The 18,782-nt window shown below is 66.3% G+C and carries 13 protein-coding genes; 3 read left to right on the forward strand and 10 right to left on the reverse strand.

The genetic code is table 11. The features are described 5' to 3' along the window. Positions 1-25: 25 nt before the first annotated feature. The 3 genes from AC1VV3_RS18425 to AC1VV3_RS18435 all read right to left on the reverse strand — a co-directional run bounded on the left by AC1VV3_RS18425 (position 26) and on the right by AC1VV3_RS18435 (position 5,405). Positions 26-1,477: a PAS domain-containing protein gene (locus AC1VV3_RS18425; protein WP_243841176.1), complete on the reverse strand. Its 1,452-nt coding sequence runs from the start codon at positions 1,475-1,477 to the stop codon at positions 26-28. Between the two features lie 196 nt (positions 1,478-1,673). Next, the gene (locus AC1VV3_RS18430; protein ID WP_465127055.1) at positions 1,674-3,929 is read right to left on the reverse strand and encodes a TonB-dependent receptor; all 2,256 of its coding nucleotides are present in this window, start codon (positions 3,927-3,929) and stop codon (positions 1,674-1,676) included. A 363-nt stretch (positions 3,930-4,292) separates the two neighbouring features. Next, positions 4,293-5,405: an ROK family transcriptional regulator gene (locus tag AC1VV3_RS18435; protein WP_134095609.1), complete on the reverse strand. Its 1,113-nt coding sequence runs from the start codon at positions 5,403-5,405 to the stop codon at positions 4,293-4,295. Positions 5,406-5,553: 148 nt separating this feature from the next. On the opposite strand from AC1VV3_RS18435, the gene AC1VV3_RS18440 reads away from it, so the two are divergent. The 3 genes from AC1VV3_RS18440 (at position 5,554) to AC1VV3_RS18450 (ending at position 10,320) form a co-directional block, all read left to right on the forward strand. Further along, positions 5,554-8,046 carry a TonB-dependent receptor gene (locus AC1VV3_RS18440; protein ID WP_431567707.1) on the forward strand — a complete coding sequence of 831 codons (2,493 nt, stop codon included), beginning with the start codon at positions 5,554-5,556 and terminating at the stop codon, positions 8,044-8,046. Continuing rightward, a complete protein-coding gene (locus tag AC1VV3_RS18445) occupies positions 8,046-9,224 on the forward strand; it encodes a YdcF family protein (protein WP_431567656.1) in 1,179 nt (392 codons plus the stop codon). Before AC1VV3_RS18440 ends, AC1VV3_RS18445 begins: the two co-directional genes overlap by 1 nt. An 88-nt stretch (positions 9,225-9,312) precedes the next feature. Then, positions 9,313-10,320, forward strand: coding sequence for a phospholipase C/P1 nuclease family protein (locus AC1VV3_RS18450; protein WP_431567657.1), 1,008 nt, complete (start codon positions 9,313-9,315; stop codon positions 10,318-10,320). Here AC1VV3_RS18450 and AC1VV3_RS18455 read toward each other — a convergent pair. The 7 genes from AC1VV3_RS18455 to AC1VV3_RS18485 all read right to left on the reverse strand — a co-directional run bounded on the left by AC1VV3_RS18455 (position 10,241) and on the right by AC1VV3_RS18485 (position 18,781). Next, positions 10,241-11,773 carry an MFS transporter gene (locus AC1VV3_RS18455; RefSeq protein WP_465127056.1) on the reverse strand — a complete coding sequence of 511 codons (1,533 nt, stop codon included), beginning with the start codon at positions 11,771-11,773 and terminating at the stop codon, positions 10,241-10,243. The genes AC1VV3_RS18450 and AC1VV3_RS18455 overlap by 80 nt on opposite strands. 148 nt (positions 11,774-11,921) lie before the next feature. After that, the gene (locus AC1VV3_RS18460) at positions 11,922-13,712 is read right to left on the reverse strand and encodes an ABC transporter ATP-binding protein (RefSeq protein WP_134095611.1); all 1,791 of its coding nucleotides are present in this window, start codon (positions 13,710-13,712) and stop codon (positions 11,922-11,924) included. A gap of 268 nt (positions 13,713-13,980) precedes the next feature. Further along, positions 13,981-14,361 (reverse strand): hypothetical protein, encoded by a 381-nt coding sequence (locus tag AC1VV3_RS18465; RefSeq protein WP_431567659.1) that lies wholly within the window; start codon positions 14,359-14,361, stop codon positions 13,981-13,983. A gap of 142 nt (positions 14,362-14,503) precedes the next feature. After that, entirely contained in the window at positions 14,504-15,571 is a 1,068-nt protein-coding gene (locus AC1VV3_RS18470) for a phosphotransferase (RefSeq protein WP_431567660.1), read from the reverse strand. 2 nt (positions 15,572-15,573) lie between these two features. After that, positions 15,574-16,788 (reverse strand): acyl-CoA dehydrogenase family protein, encoded by a 1,215-nt coding sequence (locus tag AC1VV3_RS18475; protein ID WP_431567661.1) that lies wholly within the window; start codon positions 16,786-16,788, stop codon positions 15,574-15,576. After that, positions 16,785-17,330, reverse strand: a complete 546-nt coding sequence (locus tag AC1VV3_RS18480; RefSeq protein ID WP_431567662.1) for a VOC family protein — start codon at positions 17,328-17,330, stop codon at positions 16,785-16,787. Before AC1VV3_RS18480 ends, AC1VV3_RS18475 begins: the two co-directional genes overlap by 4 nt. A gap of 14 nt (positions 17,331-17,344) precedes the next feature. Next, positions 17,345-18,781, reverse strand: a complete 1,437-nt coding sequence (locus tag AC1VV3_RS18485; RefSeq protein ID WP_431567663.1) for a 2-oxo acid dehydrogenase subunit E2 — start codon at positions 18,779-18,781, stop codon at positions 17,345-17,347. Position 18,782: the final 1 nt, after the last annotated feature.

Raw genomic sequence — 18,782 nt, forward strand, 5'->3', positions numbered from 1 at the left:
CCTCAAGCGCCGCCGCCGACGCGGTTCAGCTTTCCTCGGCTTCGTCGGTCTTCGGCAGGACCAGCGATATCCGGCAATGGAGCCCGCCGGGGGCGAAATCGAGCACCGAAAGCCCCTTGTCCGCCACGAAGCTGCGTTCGACGAGCCGCGTGCCGAATCCCCGGCGCAGCGGCGGACCGACCGGCGGCCCGTCCCGCTCGGTCCATTCGATGACGAGCCGCTCTAGGTCCCCCTCCGCTTCGAGATGCCAGGCCAGGGCGATGCGCCCCTCCCCGTCCGAGAGCGCGCCATATTTCACGGCATTGGTCGCCAGTTCGTGCAGGGTCAGGGCCATGGACACCGAAGTGTGCGGCGCCAGCAGCACTTTTGGCCCGGAAATCGTGACGCGCTCGATCGCGCCGCCGACTGCCGCCGTCACCGTTGCGCGCGCGGTCGCGGCCAGTTCGGCAGGCTGCCAGCTTCGCTCGGTCAGGAGGTCATGCGCCAGGGCCAGGGCCCGCAGGCGCGCATCGAAGATCTGGCGCGCGTCGCCGGCCGTTTCGATGTCTCGGAACGACTGGGTGGCCAGGCTCTGGACGATCGCCAGGGTGTTCTTCACGCGGTGGTTCAGTTCGTCGATCAGCAATTGCTGCCGCTCCAGCGCGGCCACTTCCTCGCTGACATCCTGGCCCTGCACGAAGATCTGGCCGACCTTGCCTTCCTCGTCGAAGATCGGCTGGTAGATGAAGTCCAGGTAGCGATCCTCAAGCTGGCCGGTTTCCTCGCTGGCCAGCGCCACGCGCACATCGCGGCCGATATAGGGCTCCCCAGTGCGATAGACCTCGTCCAGCAGATCGACGAAGCCCTGGTCCACCACTTCGGGCAGGGACTCGGCCACCGTCTTGCCCACGATGTCGCGCTGGGCGATCAGGCGGCGGTAGGCATTGTTGGCGATGGTGAAGACGTGGCTGGGCCCTTCGACGATCGCCACGAAGCCCGGCGCCTGGTCGAACATCGTCCTGATCCTCTGGCTTTCGGCGGCGAGATCGCGGTTGCGCGCCTGCACCGCGCGCGCCTGGTCCATGACGTGCATCTCGTCCCGCAGCTTGCGCAGGCCGTGCAGCTCGGTCACGTCCACGGTGTGCTGCAGGATGAAGGCCACTTCGCCGTCCGGACCTGCCAGAGGGGTGTGGGTCGCGCTCCAGTAGCGGCGCTCCATCGTGCCGTCGTCGCCGCGAATGTCGTAGCGGATGAGGGCCAGTTCGTCCTTCTCGCCGGTCGCCAGGACGCGCGCGAAGGAGGCCTGCATCATCTCGTAGCTATCGCTGCCCGGTTCGCTGGGGAAAGCCTGGAACACGCCCTGCCCCATCAGTTCTTCCCGGCGGCGCATCGTGGCCTTCAGGTAAGCCTCGTTCATCCACGCGATCTTGAGATCGCGGTCGAGGACGATGTAGGGATTGGGTGAAAGTGAGAATAGCGCCTCTAGATCGATGGGCAAGCCTAGCTCCATGCCGGTACGGCGCCCGAAGCGCGTATGGCAGAGCACTGCGGCCCGGCGGCTCCGCTGTCAACCGGCCAGGCCGGCCAGGCATCCTCCTCGCCCTTCGACATGCGGAGCCTCGCTTCGGAAGGGGCAAGAGCGAAAGGGCCGCGCGGCAGTGTAGCCGGCGCGGCCCTCCCCCTGCGAAAGCCCGTCAGTAAGTGAAACGCAGCGTGGCGCCATATGTGCGCGGTGCCGCCCGCGCGGTGGTGGCGCCCAGCCCGGTGGAAATCTTCTGCTGGAAATACTTCGTGTCGGACAGGTTCTTCATCCAGAACTCCAGCCCCCAATGCTCGCTTGGCCGGTACTCCACCGAACCGTTGAGCAGCATGTATTCATCCTGCCGCAGCACGCCGTCCGTCTCGAAGGGGAAGCCGCTGTTGTAGCTGCCCATGACCGAGACCCGCAGTTCCTGGATTTCGTCGATCGGCACTGTCGCGCTCATGCCCAGGCTGGCCGAAAAGTCCGGCGCGGTGGGCGTCTGGAAGCCGGAGGCGTCTCCGAAACAGGTGCGGAAACCGCCCACCTGCGGCCCGGTGACCGTACCCGGAACGCTGGTGCCCGGCGCATTGCAGATCGCGGGATTGGGATAGATGAACGGCGCGCCCGCCAGTGTCTCGGTAGGGCCGAAGTAGTGGAAGCGGGAATTGAGCCAAGTGAAGCCGCCGAAAATGCGGATGCCCTGGGCAGGCGCCGCCTCGAAATCGACATCCAGCCCGTCGACTTTCACCGACGCGGCATTGAGCAGCGCTGCCGTGCCCAGCGTGCCCACCGCGGCGGAGCGGACCTGATAGTCCGAAATGTCGTAGTGGAAGATCGCCGCGTTGAGCCGCAGCGCGCGGCCGAACAGCTCCGACTTCACACCGGCCTCGTAAGCGTTGATATATTGCGGCAGCACTGGCGGAAGCTGCGGGTTCTGCAGCGAGTACGTCCCGGCCTTGAACCCGCGGTTGTAGGAGAGATAGACGCTGACGTCCTCCGTCAGTTCCTGCCGCAGGGCAGCGCGCCAGGTGAACTTGCCGTAGCTGATCTCGTCGTCGACCGGGATGAGCGTGCCCGCCACACCGTTCACCAGCGCGGCATAGCCGCCGCCCAATTGGCGCTTGTCCTTGGTATAGCGGACACCGCCCGTCAGCTTGGTGGTCGGCGTCAGCGCATATGTCACTTCGCCGAATGCGGCGTAGGAATCGGTGTCGAGGGTCGCGTCGATATATTGGCCGGTGTTGATCCCGCCCAGCGCCAGTCCCGCAAGCTGGGAGCGGTTGTAGACTTTGGAATGGAGATAGAACACGCCGATCTGCCAGCTGAGCGGATCGGTCTCGTTCGATGCCAGGCGCAGCTCCTGCTGGTATGCGCGCGAGCCCGATGTGAAGCCGATATGCAGGTAGGGGACCTGGGTGGCATCGACATCGAAGTCCGAACGATTGGTGCTGTCCCGCAGGGAACTGATGCTCGTCAGCCTGGCAAAGCCGAGATCGGCGTCCGCCGTCAGGCTCAGTCCCCAATTCTCCAGCTTGGTCAGCGAATAGCTGTTCGACGCGGTATCCATGCTGCCGATAGACCGGATGCCGCCGACGACGAGGTAGTCCTCATCCACGCTCCAGCCGATCGCCGTATTGTCGTTCGTCCGGTAGTAATCGCCGCCCAGCACGAATTTGACGGCATCGCTCGCCCGCATCACGATCTTGGAGCGGGCGCCCCAGTACCACATCTTCTTGATGTCCCGGTCCAGCGTGACGTTGCGCCCCCAGCCGTCCCGCTGGTCGTAGCCGGTAAGCGCCAGGTCCGCGCTGATGTTTTCCGAAACCGGGCCGCCGACGTAGGCCTGGCCCTGGATGGTGTCGTAGTTCGCATAGCCGGCCTGCGCCGTCGCTTCCAAGCGATCGCCGGGCTCCTTGGTGATGACGTGGATCAACCCGCCGAAGGCATTGCGCCCGAAGAGCGTACCTTGCGGCCCCTTCAGCACTTCCACCCGGTCTATGTTGTTGAACTGCATGACCGTGCTGGAAAGGTCCGGCATGTAGACGCCGTCGACGTAGAAGGCGTTCGAGCCCTCATCGCCGATGGAGGCATTGGTCGTGCCCACGCCGCGCACGAAGAACAGGCCGCTCGCACCCGAGCGCGAAAACTGCACCGCCGGTATCGCCTGGGTCAGGGTATTCGTTTCCGCGATTCCCGCGGAGCCGAGCGCCGCCGAGGTCACGGCGGTGATCGCGATTGGCACGTCCTGAAGATTTTCAGCGCGGCGCTGGGCCGTGACGATGATTTCCTGCAGGCCATGCGATGAATCTTGCGGGGCGGTCGCGGGATCGGGGGAGGCTTGCGTTCCCGTCGGTGCTGCAGCCTGGGCCAGGGCGGCGGGCGCGGCACAGGCCGCTGCCATGGCCAGCGCGCCCGCGCTTCGTCGCAAGGCCGGTCGCTTCGTCGATGATCGCATAACAGGCATGGCACACCCTCCTCCATCGCGCAGGGACGCCGCCGATCCGGGGGTGAGCCCCGCCACCGTCGCCGGTCAGGCCAGAGCCTTCCCCGATACGCTTTTCGATTTCGGGCCGAGCTTTCGGTCCCGTCCCCAAGCCGTGGGGAGGAGCGCGGCGGGGGTCAATCGATCGCCCCGCAATTCCTTGCGTTACTTCGCCGAGAGACAGGACACATTGCCGCAAGCGACCAGACCGAAGCCATGCCCGGTCCCTTGGCCTTGCGCGAAGGCGCAAAGAGCACAGGCAAATTCACGAGATTTCCGGGAGTTGCTCCGCCGGTCCGAAGCCTGCCCTCATTCCTGCGCCGCGAAAGCATGGATCGGCAGAAGCGCCGCTCCCAGCGTGATCGGCGATCCGCCCACGCCGGAGACGCGCACCGGCGGCCGGCGACTTTCCACGGTCTGGACCAGCGGCGCCTGCCTGAGGCGGTCCTGCAGGCCATTCAGGATGACGGAGGGCAAAGGTCCGGCCAGCACGATCGCGCCCGGATCGATCCAGGCGAAGGCGGTATTGCACACCACTTCGAGCTGGGCCGCCGCCCGGTCCATCCAGCTCTCGATGGTGCTGCGCTGTTCCGGCGCGGCGGGATCGATCTCGGACACCGACGTGATTGCGCAGCCATCCGCCCGCAGGCAGGCGAGCAGATCGAGAGGGCTCGGCCGGGGGCGATCCATCGGGAAGAGGCATCCCACTTCGCCCGCCACGCCGTATTGCCCCCGCACCAGCCGCCCGTCGACGATGACCCCGGCGCCTATGCCATAACCGAGCAGCAGGACGACGACCGTCGAAAAGTCCCGGAGCAGGCCGCCAAGGTAGAATTCCGCCAGCGCCGCGGCATTGGCATCGTTCTCCAGCCAGAGCGGCCAGCCCAGCTCGCTCGACAGGATCTGGCGCAGCGGTGAACCGCGCCAGCCGGGCAAGGCATCCACGACGCTCCACTTGTCTCCGGTAGTCGAGAGCGCCGGGCCGGGAACGGCCACGCCCATGCCCAGCATGCGGCGGCCCAGCAGATTGTGACGGCTGACGAGATCATGCGTCACTTCGCGCACCTTGCGGGCGAACTGGCGGGGATCGATGGGCTCGATCGTTTCGTGATGCGTAGCGATGGTGCCGCCTGCAAAATCGACCAGCGCGATGTCCAGCATGCCCTTGTGCGCCGTGGCGCCCACGGCATAGCCGCCCCCCGAGGCGAGTTTCAGCGGCACGGCAGGACGTCCGCGCGCGGCATGGGCGGGGTCGTCCAGTTCCTCGACCACGCCCATAGACAGGAGCGTCCGCGACAGTTTGGTAAGCGCCGCCGGGCTTATCTCCAGCCGGCTGGCCAGGGCGGAGCGAGACAAGGCCCCGGCCTTGCGCAATTCCTGGACGATCCTTCGCTGATCCTTTTCCAGGGCAGGCAAATGCATGGCGATCGGCTCCAGGCTTCGGGCACTGCCGCGAAACTGTCATAATTAATTATTTCACGAATAATAATTAAAAGCGTCATCTTCAGCCGTCAAGGGGCTTGCGCGTCGCCTCTAGAAAGGCGGCATCAACGAAATGAGGGTCCTTCCAATGCTCAAGAGCATTCTCGCTTCCGGCACGGCGCTGGCCGCCGTCTGCACCGTATTCATTGCTCCGGCCGCCGCCCAGACGGCTGCCGCGTCCACCGCTCCGGCTCAGGCCGACGACCAGTCCTCCTCGTCCGACGACATCATCGTCACCGGCTCGACCCGCGCCCAGCGCCGCTTCGACGTGTCCTACGCGATCAACACCGTTTCGCAGGAAGACATCCAGAAGATCGCGCCCGTGAACTTCGCGGACCTGATCGGCCAGCTGCCCGGCTTCCAGACCGAGATCACCGGCGGCGAAGTGCAGAACATCTATCGCATCCGCGGCCTGCCCAACGACGGCGGCTTCGTCAGCTTCCAGCAGGACGGCCTGCCGCTGTTCCACGAGAACGACGGCGTGTTCTTCCGCGGCGACGCGATCCTGAAACAGGACCTCATGACCGACCGCGTCGAAGTGGTCCGCGGCGGCCCGGCCCCCGTCTACGCTAGCTACTCGGGCGCGATCATCAACGCCATCACCGTGACCGGCAGCGACGTGGCGCGCGGCAAGGCGCAAGTGACGCTGGGCGATACCGGCCTCTACCGCCTCGACGCCTATCAGGCCGGCCCGCTGGGCGAGAAGACCTACTACGCGATCGGCGGCTTCATGCGCTATCATGACGGCTACCGCGACAACGGCTTCCCCAACGACAAGGGCGGCCAGATCCGCGCCAATATCAAGCATGAAATGGACAACGGCTTCATCAAGCTGAACGTCAACTACGTCAACGATCACAACGTCTTCTACCTGCCGATCCCGACCAACAACCCGCTGACCGGCGAATCGCTGAACCAGTACATCGACTATTTCGACGGCACGATGAACTCGCCGGCGTTCCGCCACGTCAACCTGAAGTACCGCGACGGCAACGGTGTCGTGCAGAGCCGCAACAGCGACCTGTCGGATGGTCGCCACATGCAGATGCTGAACTTCGGCGTTCACTACGAAGGCGATTTCGACGGCTGGCTGGTCACGGCCGCGGCGGGCTATACCCAGGGCAAGAACGACTTCACCGCGTTCTATTCGACCACCAACCCGGTCGACGCCAATGCTTTCGCCAACACTTATCTCAACCGCTCCGGCGGCGCTGCCTTCGGCGCCACGCGCTTCGGCTATGTGCTGGCCGGAACCAGCACCGTCTACGATCCCTATGCGGCCTCGGGCCTGGTCATGCAGGGCCAGTACCGCGACATCCACTCGAAGTTCTACTCGGGCCAGGCCAATCTCTCGGTCGCCAAGCAGTTCGAGACGGGCATCGGCAGCCATGACATCAAGCTGGGCCTTTACGGCAGCCTCTATGGCGAAGACAGCCGCACGCTTTATCAGAACTACCTGATCGAAGTGGCGGGCGAACCGCGCACCCTGGACCTCGTCGGCTACAACGCTGCCGGCGCCGTTGTGGGCCGCGTTACCGACAACGGCGTGCTCAACTACGCCGCCACGCTCAACCAGGGCGATTCCGACGCCAAGATGTTCGCGGTCTATGCCAACGACACCTGGGAAATCGTGCCGGGCCTGCGCATCGATGCCGGCATCCGCCACGAACGCTACAGCTACAAGGGCTGGGCCGCACTCACCACCCAGATCAACCTGGGCGATGCGACCACCCTGGCCGACGACACGACCCGCGCCTTCACCGGCGTGATCCTGAACCAGAAGCTGAAGCCCAACGTCACCAACTGGACGGTCGGCGCCAACTACGACTTCACCAGCAATATCGGCGTCTACGGCCGCGCCTCGCACCTGGAGACGCCGCCGAACGTCCAGACCGTGATGAGCATCAACCCGACGATCATCACCACCGTGGCCGACCAGTTCGAAGCCGGCCTCAAGTTCGCCTCGGGCCGTTCGTACCTTTACGTGACCGGGTTCTACACCAACTTCGACCCGCTCAACGCCTCGTTCCTCGCGTTCGATCCGACCACGGGCCGCAATGACGTGAACGTACCCTTCATCGGCGAAGCGCAAGTCAAGGGTATCGAATTCGACGGCGCCTGGTCGGTCACCCCGTGGTTCACGCTGAACGGCGCTCTCACGGTCAGCGATCCGAAGTACAAGAACTTCCAGAGCGCCACCGGCGCCGATCCGGAGCAGGCCGAAGGCAACCAGATCGTCCGCCAGCCGAAGGTCTACGGCAACATCCGTCCGAGCTTCAACTTCTCTACCGACGACACCGACATCTCGGTCTATGGACGCTACACCTACATGGGCAAGCGCTTCGTGGACCTCTACAACAACACCGCGCTGCCGGCCTATGGCACGATCGGCGCGGGCTTCACGGTCTCGCACGGTACCTGGCAGCTTCAGGTGGTGGGCGACAACCTGTTCAACGCCCATGGCCTGACCGAAGGCAATACCCGCACCGACTCGCTGGCCGGCCAGGGCAGCGCGGAAGCGATCTACGGCCGCCCGATCTTCGGCCGCAACTTCCGCCTGGTCGTGAGCAAGTCCTGGTAATGCGCGTAAAAGCGTACCGGATGGCGGCGCCGCTCGTCGCTGCCGCCATGCTCTCGCTCGCTTCCGTCCCGGCTTCGGCCGGGGCGGTTCGCGACGTCCAGGCAGAAGCCCTGTCCAACCGGCTGTTCCCCCTGCTCGGGGCTCTCGGCCAGGACACTTCGGCGATGGCCGCGCTCATGGCCAGGCCCGAGGTCGCCGCGATGCTGCGCGCCCGCCAGGAACGCCGCGAAGCCTGCGCGGCAGACCTCGGCTGCCTGGCCCAGGCCATGATCTGGACGCCGGCCGAAAGCGCCGCGCTCTCCGGCGCGGCGGTCCAGCCGGCCAACCTCGGCAGAGCGGATGACGGCACCGCGGCCCAGGCCGCGCGCGAGATCGCCGGCGTCAACGCCATCGTGCGAACGTTCGGTCTCGGTCAGGTACCCGCCTATCCGCAGATCGACGGTGCAGGCACGATCGACCCGCAGGAAGCCCGCGCCCGGCTCCAGGCCGCGGCATGGCTGGCCCAGACCCCGCGCGCATCTTCGGTCCAGGCGCTGGACCCCAGCATCGAGTTCGCGCTCGCCCTGCTCGACGGCAGCGACCGGACGGACGCCATCGGCTTCGAACCGCTCATGGGCGGCCTCAACGCCCCGGCCATGAAGCGTGCCAAAAGTCTCGACTGGAAACGCTACCGCTACAGCGCGATGATCGTCACCGGCGTGGGTCCGGAAGTGGACGACATGGCGGTCAGCCCCTTCGGGAAGTACCACTTGCGCCTTGCCGCCAGCCGTTTCGCGGCCGGCGACGTGCCGTTCATCATCGTCACCGGCGGCCGCGCCCATCCCCGCGCCACCCGCTTCGTGGAGGCGGAGCAGATGCGCAAGGCGCTGATCGAGCGCTACGGCGTGCCGGCTGAGGCCATCGTCATCGAGCCTTACGCCCGCCACACCACCACCAACTTGCGCAATGCCACGCGCCTGCTGATGGCCATTGGCGCGCCGCTCGACAAGGATACGGTGATCGTCTGCAACCCCGGCCAGAGCGCCTCGATCGAAAGCCCCGCTTTCGTCCAGCGCAATCTTGCCGAACTGGGCTACCAGCCCGGCCAAGTCGGACGACGCGTCTCGCCGACCGAGCTGGAATTCCGCCCATCGTCGCAGTCGGCCCGGATCGATCCGCGCGACCCGCTCGATCCCTGATTTTCCGCCTTCTCGACCCCTGCCTTCTCAACCCCTGCCTTCTCGATCCCCGCCTTCTCGACCCCCGCTTTCTCGACCGGAGCCCGACATGCGCCCCTTCGTTCTCGCCGCGCTAGCCGCCGCCGTTTTCCCCGCTGCGCTTCACCCGAATGCGGCTCTCGCCTGGGGTGGGACCGCCCATGCCGTGATCGACCGCGCGGCCATCGAGGCGATCCCGGACGATGGCCCCGTCTTCCTGCGCAAACAGGTGGACTATATCGCCGGCTCCGCCTCCCTTCCGGACGGCTGGCGCGGGGATAGCGAGCCGTTCTCCAAGATCGAGGAAGATCCGAACCACGGCTGGTTCAAGGAACAGTTCGCTTTCCTCAAGCCGATCCCGCGGTCGCGCTATGCTTTCGTGATCGCGCTCTACAAGCATTACGAGGCGATCAAGGACAAGGATCCGCTGACCGCCCAGCGCACCAATGTCCGCTGGACCGGGACGCTTCCCTATGCCGCGATGGAATCGTATGAACGTCTGATCGCCTGCATGCGCCAGATCCGTGCCTTGCGCGCCGAGGGCAAGGCGACCGCCTTTGCCGAACAGCACTGCGCCTTCCAGGTGATCCGCCTCGGCCACTATATTGGCGACGGCGCGCAGCCGCTGCACGATTCGGTCAACAGCGACGGCTGGCGGGGTGACAATCCCAAGGGCTACACGCGTGACCGCACGATCCACGGCCGGTTCGAAAGCGAGTTCGTGGACGGCATGGCCCTGACCACCGGGGACATCGCCCCCCGCATCGGCGCCGCCGGCCACCGGGAGGGCGACATGTTCGACGCCGTCCTCGCCTATCTCGACGAGGCGGCCAGTCACATGGAACAGGTCTATGTCCTGGAAAAGCGCGACCGCTTCGCGAACTTCAAGGACAAGGACGTGCGCGAACTCGTCTACGCACGCACGGCCAAGGGCGCGGCGATGCTGCGCGACATGATCTGCCGTGCCTGGGCCGAAAGCGCGGTGAAGCCCGTCCCGCTCAAGCCTTCGCCGCTCGATCCGGCCAACCCGGCCTACGACCCGGAAACCGGCTCGGCACCGGCGCAAGCGGGCGCCTGACCGGAACGACCGGGCATCCCCTCTGCTGTCCAGGCTCTCTCGCGCCGGTCCGCCCGGCCGACAGGGCGGAAAGCAGGCGGGCGTGGCGGGCATGACCGATATCGAAGCGGCGGAGCAGCAGAACCGCGGCCAGGCTTCCGGCAATGGGCACGCCCAGGCCCAGCGTCAGGATACCGGCGCGCACCAGTGCCGATTGCTCCGCCCCCGGCGTGTAGCCAAGGCTGCCGAGACACCATCCGATGGCCCCGTTCGCGGCCGCGCCGCCTGCCTTCACGATCACCAGATAGAAGGCGAAGAGCCCGGTCTCGTAGCGGCGCCCCCGCTTCCAGGCCACGAAATCCACCGTATCGGCCAGCAGTCCCCAGGGCAGCATGAAGACGCATGTGAAGGCGATGCCGATCAGCACGCCGCAAGCCAGTAGCGCGGGCGGCCAGGCCATGCAGAGACCGAAGCACGCCAGGCTTGCGGCGCAAAGCAGATGCCCCGTCCCCAGCAACCGGCTCTTGTCGTAGCGGCCGGTCAGCGGGGTCCAGAGCAGTACGCCCAGGAACTGTCCCAGCGTCACGGAGATCAGGAGCGTGCTGACCATCTCCGGCCGGTGAAAGACGTATGTGCCCATGTAAAGCAGCATCCGCTCGAACGTCGGCACGGCAAAGCCGGTGATGAGCGCGAGCACGCCCATGCCGGCGACCATCCCTTCCCGCAGAGGCACGGCGATACCGTCGCCGTCGCTCTGGCGCCCCTGGTCATGCTCCCCCGCGTCGTGCCCGCCTTCGGCGCTTGTGTCGTTCCCCGAGGCGCAGGCCGAAAAGGCGATGGTCATGGCGAACAGCAGGCCCGCCAGGCAGCCGGTCATGGCCAGAAGATCCAGCGTGCGCGTCGCCACCGCCTGCTGGACGGTCGGCATCAGCAGCGAGGCGACCGTCAGGGAGGAGGTCGTGCTGAAGAACAGGCGATATCCCGACACCCTGCCGCGCGCGCGGCTGTCCACCGTCATGCGCGCCATCAGCGCATTGTGCGGTACATCGATCACGGCATAGGCACCGCGAAACAGCAGGAGCGCCGCGGCGACCATCCAGACCCGCTCCGCACCCAGCGCCGGCAGCGCATAGAGCAGCGCGAAACCCGTGCCTCCCGGTATCGCGCCCGCCAGAATGAGCCAGCGGTAGCCCTTGCCCGCGCGGCGCAGGCGAATGACCAGCAGCGCTGCCAGCAGGTCGAAAACAAGATCGCCCGCCAGCGCAACCAGCATGAGCAGGCCCGCCACCGAGCCCGGCAGCCCGAAAAGGTCGGTCAGCAGGTAAAGAAATGTGACGTCGGCCCCGGCGAAGACCAGATTCTTGCCGAAATTGCCGCTGGCATAGCCCAGCAACCGCGCCTCACGCCCGAAGCCCGGGTTCGCCGTAACCGAATGTGTCGCTGCCCGGCGCGGGGCGGACCTGATGGATGGCACCTGCATGTCACGTCGCTGAAACGGCGCACGACCGCACGCCCTGCGCGGCCTCTAGTCGCCTGGCATTTCAGTTTTGCGACGGGCCGCGATCTTCGCTCGCCGATGAGCCTCCATGGCGAGCCGGAGCGGCCGGATATCCGCCTGCGGATCAGTGAATTTCCGCCTCCGCCGTTCCGGCCTGCCGTTCGAACAACCGGCGATATTGCCCTTGCTGCGACTTGAGCAGCGCATCGTGCGTGCCGTCCTCGACGATTTCTCCGCGATGGAAGACCAGGATGCGGTCCAGCGCGCGTACCGTGGACAGGCGGTGCGCGATGACGATGGCCGTGCGGCCGACCATCAGCCGCTCCATGGCATCCTGAATGGCCGCCTCGGATTCGGAATCGAGGCTGGAAGTCGCCTCGTCCAGGATCAGGATCGGCGCATCGGCCAGGAACGCGCGGGCTATCGCGATACGCTGGCGCTCGCCGCCCGAAAGCTTCACGCCGCGCTCGCCCACCAGCGTGCGGTAGCCTTTGGGAAGCCGCATGATGAATTCATGCGCATTGGCGAGGCGCGCAGCCTGTTCGATATCCGCGATCGTCGCGTCCGGGCGGCCATAACCGATGTTCTCGGCCAAGGTGCGGTGAAACAGGACCGGCTCCTGCGGAACGATGGCCACCTGCCGCCGCAGCGAGTTCTGGGTGGCATGGGCGACGTCCTGCCCATCGATCGTCACGCGGCCCTGCGCGACGTCGTAGAGCCGCTGGATCAGTTTGACGAAGCTGGTCTTGCCCGAACCGGAGGGCCCCACCAGCCCCACGCGTTGCCCAGCGGGGATCGTCACGTCCAGGTCCCGGAACAGCGGCTTGTCCTGCCCGGCATAGTGGAAAGTCACGGTGTCGAAGCGGATCGCGCCATCGGCGATGCGGATCGGACCGGCATCCGCGCGGTCGGCCACACCCAGCGGTTCGTCGTGGAGCTGGACCAGTTCCTCCATCTCGTTCACCGAGCGCTGCAGCATGTGAACGTGCTGCCCGATGTCGCGCAGATAGCCGTTGAGCACGAGGTAGCTCGTGATGACGTAAGCGACGTCGCCCGGGCTGGCCTCGCCCCGCATCCACAGCCACAGCGCGGCAGCCGTCACCGCCGCGCGCACCAGCCAGAGCAGGCTGGTCTGCCCGCTGCCCGCCCAGGTGAAGGCCATCCAGGTCCGCCGCGTCCGCTGCCGCCACTTGGCGACCGTGCGGCCGAGCAATTCCTCCTCGCGTTCCTCGCCGCCGAACGCCTTGACCACGGCGTTGGTGCCGATCGCGTCGGCCAGGATGCCGCCGATCCGCGTGTCCCACTGGTTGGAAAGCCGCGCGATCGGCGCCAGCACCCGCATCGCCAGCCCCACGGTCAGCGCGATATAGGCGAAAGCGCCGATCGCCATGACCAGCCCGAGCACCGGCCAGTGCAGGGCCAGCAGAATCACGGTAGCCGCCAGGACCGTCAGCGAAGGCAGGAGGGAGAGCAGCAGCACGTCGTTCAACGTGTCGAGCGCCCACATTCCACGGGTGATGCGCCGCACGGTGGAGCCGGAAAAGGCATTGGCGTGCCAATCGGTGGAAAGGCGCTGCACGCGGGCGAAGGCCTCCTGCGTCACATCGCGCATCATGTTCAGCGTCAGCGGCGTGATCGCCCACCAGCCGAGGAAACGAAAGACCACAAGGCCCAGCCCCAGCACGGTAATCGCGGCAAAAGCACGCCATGCCTCGGCCGAGGCGCCTCCGCCGACCGCGTCGATCATCCGCCCGGCATAGACCGGGACGAACACCTCGGTGACGGTCGCCACCATCATCGCGCTGCCGCAGGCCGCGGCCAGCACCGGCGCGCGCCGCCAATGGCGGAACGTGAAAGACAGCACCTTGCGCAGGACCGCGGCGCGCGGGAACAGGTCTTCGTCGGTATCAGTCATGAGGTTTTTCCGCGCGGCCTTGCGCGGTCCCGGTTCGGCAATTGTCAGGAGCGACCCGGCGATACCGGATCTAAGTCGGGAGGCGGCCGCCCGAGCCTGAGCATCGGGACGCCGGGTTCGGGACTCTTGCCGTCAGTTCGGCGCGCGGAAGGGACTGTACGGATAGTTCATCTTCGCCCTCCCTCGTCACGGCAGGCGCCCATGCCCTGCTGGTCCGGCAGTCCTTAGCAGAAACGGGATGCAAGGACCAGACGGAGCAGCGCCTGTTTCAGCCCGAAGGCAAACCGGCACTATCGGGTGCCTGCTGGCGCAGCGCCTTGCCACGGCGCACGCGCGCTTTTTCGGGCAGAGGGGCGAGACGGCCCACGACTTCCTCCATCGGCGTCCCCGGCGGCACGAGATGAACCGTAGAGGGCCCGCTCGCCTGGACGAGACAGACCGCGTTCTTCGGACAGATATCGAGGCAGGAGACCGGAACCACCTTGTAGCGCCCCTGAGACTTCAGCGCCGACTTGAGCGCTTTCTCCAGGCGCTTGTCGCCGTCCTTGCCGAAACCGCCGTGGACCTTCCTGCTGCACTTGCGGCACACCAGCAGGACTTCGTCCCACTTGGCCGAAACATTGCGTAAAGGGCGGTGCTGGCTCGACATGCTGGTTTCCTGTTTTCGCGCGCCGGGCGCGAGGCTTCGGGACGATGCTGACAGGATCACAGCGCGCCGGCGAACGGGAAGTTTCGCTTTCTGATGACGGAAACGACGATCAGGCCGCTCGTTCCGGCCACCGTCGCGAGCTTCAGCCCACGGCTTCCAGGCTTTCACGCGCCATGCGGGCCAGGACGGGAAAGCTCTCGGCCCGGTTCGCCGCCTGGGCATTGGCGGCATTGCCGCGCAGGACGCGGCCCTTGATGCCGTGGAAGATCGCCGCGAGGCGGAAGAGGTTGAAGGCGACGTAGAACTCGTAGTTCGCGATGCCGTCCCGCCCCGTCCGCGCGCAATAGGCGGCTACGTAGTCCTCTTCGGGAGGGATGTTGAGCGCCCCGAGGTCCGCGCCGATGAGGCCGGGCACGATCTCCGGCGGCATCCGGTACATCAGCGTGTGATAGGCGAAATCCGCCAGCGGATGGCCCAGCGTGGAAAGCTCCCAGTCCAGCACCGCCAGCACCCGCGGCTCGGTGGGGTGGAAGATCATGTTGTCGCAGCGGCAGTCGCCGTGGATCACCGAAGTCTCGTCACCCGGCGGGATCAGGCCGGGCAGCGCTTCCACCAACGCATCCATATCGGCATTGCGACCGGCGAGTTCGTCCGCCTGGTACTGTTTCGTCCAGCGGCCGATCTGGCGTGCGAAGTAATTGCCCGGCTTGCCATAGTCGCCCAGCCCCGCCCTTACCGGGTCTATGGCATGAAGCGCGGCCATCGTCGCATTCATCGCGTCGAAGTAGGCCGGCCGTTCCTCGCGCGAGACTTGCGGGAAGGTCGCATCCCAGAAGATCCGGCCCTCCACCATGTCCATCACGTAGAACCAGGTGCCGATCACGGCATCGTCAGTGCAGAGCCCATGGATGCGCGCCACCGGAAAGCCGGCCGCGCCCAGCGCCATCTGCACCCGTGCCTCGCGGTCCACCGCGTGCGCGCCGGGTAGCAGATCGCCCGGCGGCTTGCGGCGCAGGACATAGCTGCGCGCGGGGGTGCAGAGCCGGTAAGTCGGGTTGGACTGTCCGCCCTTGAACTGCTCCACCCTGAGCGGCCCCGCGAAACCCTCGACATGCGCCGCCATCCAGCGCGCCAGCGCCGCTTCGTCGAAGCGATAGCCTTCGCGGACGGGCACGGTACCCGCGTTGTCGGCGGCAAGGTCGACGGCCATGGCTACGCCGCCTGCTCGGCGCGGGTCGCTTCCTGCGCCTGCTTCCACTCGCGCTTGATCTTCTTGGCGAGCGACCATTTGTGCACTTCGGTCGGCCCGTCATAGATGCGGAAGGCGCGGATTTCGCGGAACACCTGCTCCACGATCGTGCGGTCGGTTACGCCGATGCCGCCCATCACCTGCACGCAGTTGTCGGCAATCTTCATCAGTGCCTCGCTGACCGAGACTTTGGCCATCGAGCTTTCGACCGTGCCCAGCGATCCGCCGTCCAGCACGCCCGCGCACCAGTCTATCATCAGCCGGCACTGCTGGATGAGGATACGGTTCTCCGCCAGCATGAAGCCCACGCCTTCGTGATCGATCAGCGTCTTGCCGAAGGCCTCGCGGCGGCAGGCATAGTCCACCGCGATTTCGTGCGCGCGCATGCAGGATCCCAGCCAGCGCATGCAATGCGACAGGCGCGCCGGGCTCAGGCGCACCTGCGCATACTTGAAGCCCTCTCCCGGCTCGCCGAGCATATGCGCGGCGGGAACCCGAAGTTCCCGGATCGTCACCGTGGAATGACCGCCCGGCATTGAAGTGTCGATGGTGTTCGGCACTTCATCGATCACGATGGCGGGATCGGGCAGGTCGACCAGGAACATGCAGGCTCCGCCCTTGCTCGCCTCGTCCACCGAAGCGGCCATGACGATGCCGACCATCGCCCCCTTGGCGCCGGTGATGAAGGTCTTGCGCCCGTCGATCACCCAGTCCCCGCCATCGCGGCGGCAGGTGGTCTTCATCATCGACGGGTCGGACCCCGCGCCGCCCCAGTCGGCCGGCTCGGTCATGAAGAAGGCGGAGCGGCCCCTGCCCTCCACCAGCGGCGTCAGGAACCTGTCCTTCAGCGCGGGCGAGCCGACATGGCCGATCAGGTACATGTTGCCCTCATCGGGCGCCATGGTGTTGCAGGCCAGCGGGCCGAGCGGCGAAAGGCCGGAGCGGATCAGCACTTCGGCCGTCTCGCGCTGGGTCAGGTGGCTGCCGTCATCGCGGATATGCGGCGTGAGCACGCCCGCCGCGCGCGCCTTGCCGCGCAGGTCCATGACCAGTTCGTCGGTCGGCGCGCCGTGATGGTCGCGGCGCGGATCCTGCTCGTAAGGCAACACGATTTCGCGGACGAAGCTCTCCACGCGGTCGGCCATGGCCATGGCCTGGGCGGAAATCGGCGCGGTCATTGCAGCACCCGCACGGGATCGCTGCCATCCCAGTCGCGCGCGGCCTCTTTCATCATTTCGAATAGACCTTCTGATCCAGCCATGGGCTGGAGATATTCGATCACGAAGCCCGGACCCTGGCCGGGATCGACGTAAATCACCTCGCCGTCGTCCCCCACTTTGCCCTCCACGATCACGTCCGCACCCACTTCCGCGCAGGCACGGCGCGCCTCGGCAATGTCCTTCACGAAGACGCAGACGTGGTGCAGCCTATCGCGCACGGCATATTCGCCGGTGTAGAGCGAGGGCTCTTCACTCTCGGTGCGGATCAGCTCGATCTGGATATCGCCCCAATAGCCGATCGCCATGGAGAACGTCGCGTCGGTAGGCTGGCCCTTGTACTTCATCTCGCCGAGCCGCACGTCGTTGAGCACGAAGAACGGCCCGACGCCCACGGTTTCGATCCAGTACTTCAGCGCCGCGTCGAAATCGGTGGGAAAATAGGCAAGCTGGATCACCTCGCCCAAGGCTTTGAGAGGTCCCGGTCTGGCGGAACTGGTCATGGGGTGTCCTTCAATCAGGCGAAGAGGCCTTGGGGTTCTTCGATCAGGGTCTTGAGCGTCTGGAGGAACTGCGCGCCGGCAGCCCCGTCGATCGCGCGGTGGTCTACCGAGAGCGTGAAAGCGATCCGCGTCTCGAACGCCACGCCGCCGCCCGCCGTCTCCACCGGCTGGCGCTGCGCCGCGCCGACGGCCAGGATCGCGCCCTGCGGCGGGTTGATGATCGCATCGAAGTTCTCCACCCCGAACATGCCGAGGTTGGAGACAGAGAACGTACCACCCTCCATGTCCTCCATGCCCAGTCCGCGACCTTGCGCCTTGTCGATCAGGCGGCGGGTTTCGGCAGCAAGCTGGTCGATCCGCATGCGGTCGGCCTGCCGCACGACCGGGGTCACGAGGCCCTTCGGCCCTGCAACCGCGATCGAGACGTCGGCATGGGGGAAGCGGTAGATGTCGGTGCCGTGGACCTGTACGTTGACCTCGGGATGACGGACCAGCGCGATGGCGCAGGCCTTGACCACCCAGTCGTTCACCGAGGCCTTGCAGCCGAGCACGAGATTTGCGCTCTTGCGCAGTTCCAGCAGGGCATCGGCGCGGGCGGACAAGCGCAAGTAGAAGTGCGGAATTTCCTGCTTCGCCTGCGTCAGCCGCTGGGCGACGACCTTGCGGATGCGATCGAAGGGAACGATTTCGGGCCGGTTCTGCCCCGCGACGAACTCAGGTGCAGCGAGCGAACCGGAACTTGCCGGTGCCGGGACAAGTGCCAGCACATCCGCCTTGGAAATACGCCCGCGCGGGCCGGTGCCCTTCATGCCCGCCAGCGCAAGCCCATGGAGCGCGGCGAGGCGGCGAGCGAGCGGGGAGGCGAAGATTTTCCCATCCTCCTCGAGCTGGGCCAGCGCACCTTTCAGTACCGGGCTAGCCGGGCCGCGCATCGCCTTGACCACGTCCTGATGGGTGATCCTGCCCTGACGGCCGGAACCCTCGATATCCGAGATATCGACGCCCTCCTCCTCGGCCAGACGCAGTGCCTCGGGGCTGATCGGGCGGTTAGTATCGATCGGGACGCGCACCCGTTCCGGCGCGCCGACAGCGGCGCCCACCGGCTCGGGCACGGCCGCCTTGGCCTTCGATGCGCCTTGCGCCACGCCGCCCTCGGCGGGGGTGAAGGCGGCAATGAAGGCCTCGATCTCGTCCTCGGAATGGGCCCCCTCGTCGAACACCGCCAGCAGCGCGCCCACCGGCTCTGCCTCGCTACCACCGGAGATCAGCACGCGGCGCACGGTGGCGTCGTATTCGGCCTCCACCTCGTTGGTGATCTTGGCGGTTTCGATCAGGCACAGCGTCTGGCCGCGCGTGAACGCATCCCCTTCCTTGACCATCCATTCGGCCACGGTGCCTTCGGTCATCTCGATGCCCCACTTGGGCATCGTGAAAGCGCGGATTCTGCTCATG

The sequence above is a fragment of the Novosphingobium sp. BL-S-34 genome (assembly GCF_056857015.1).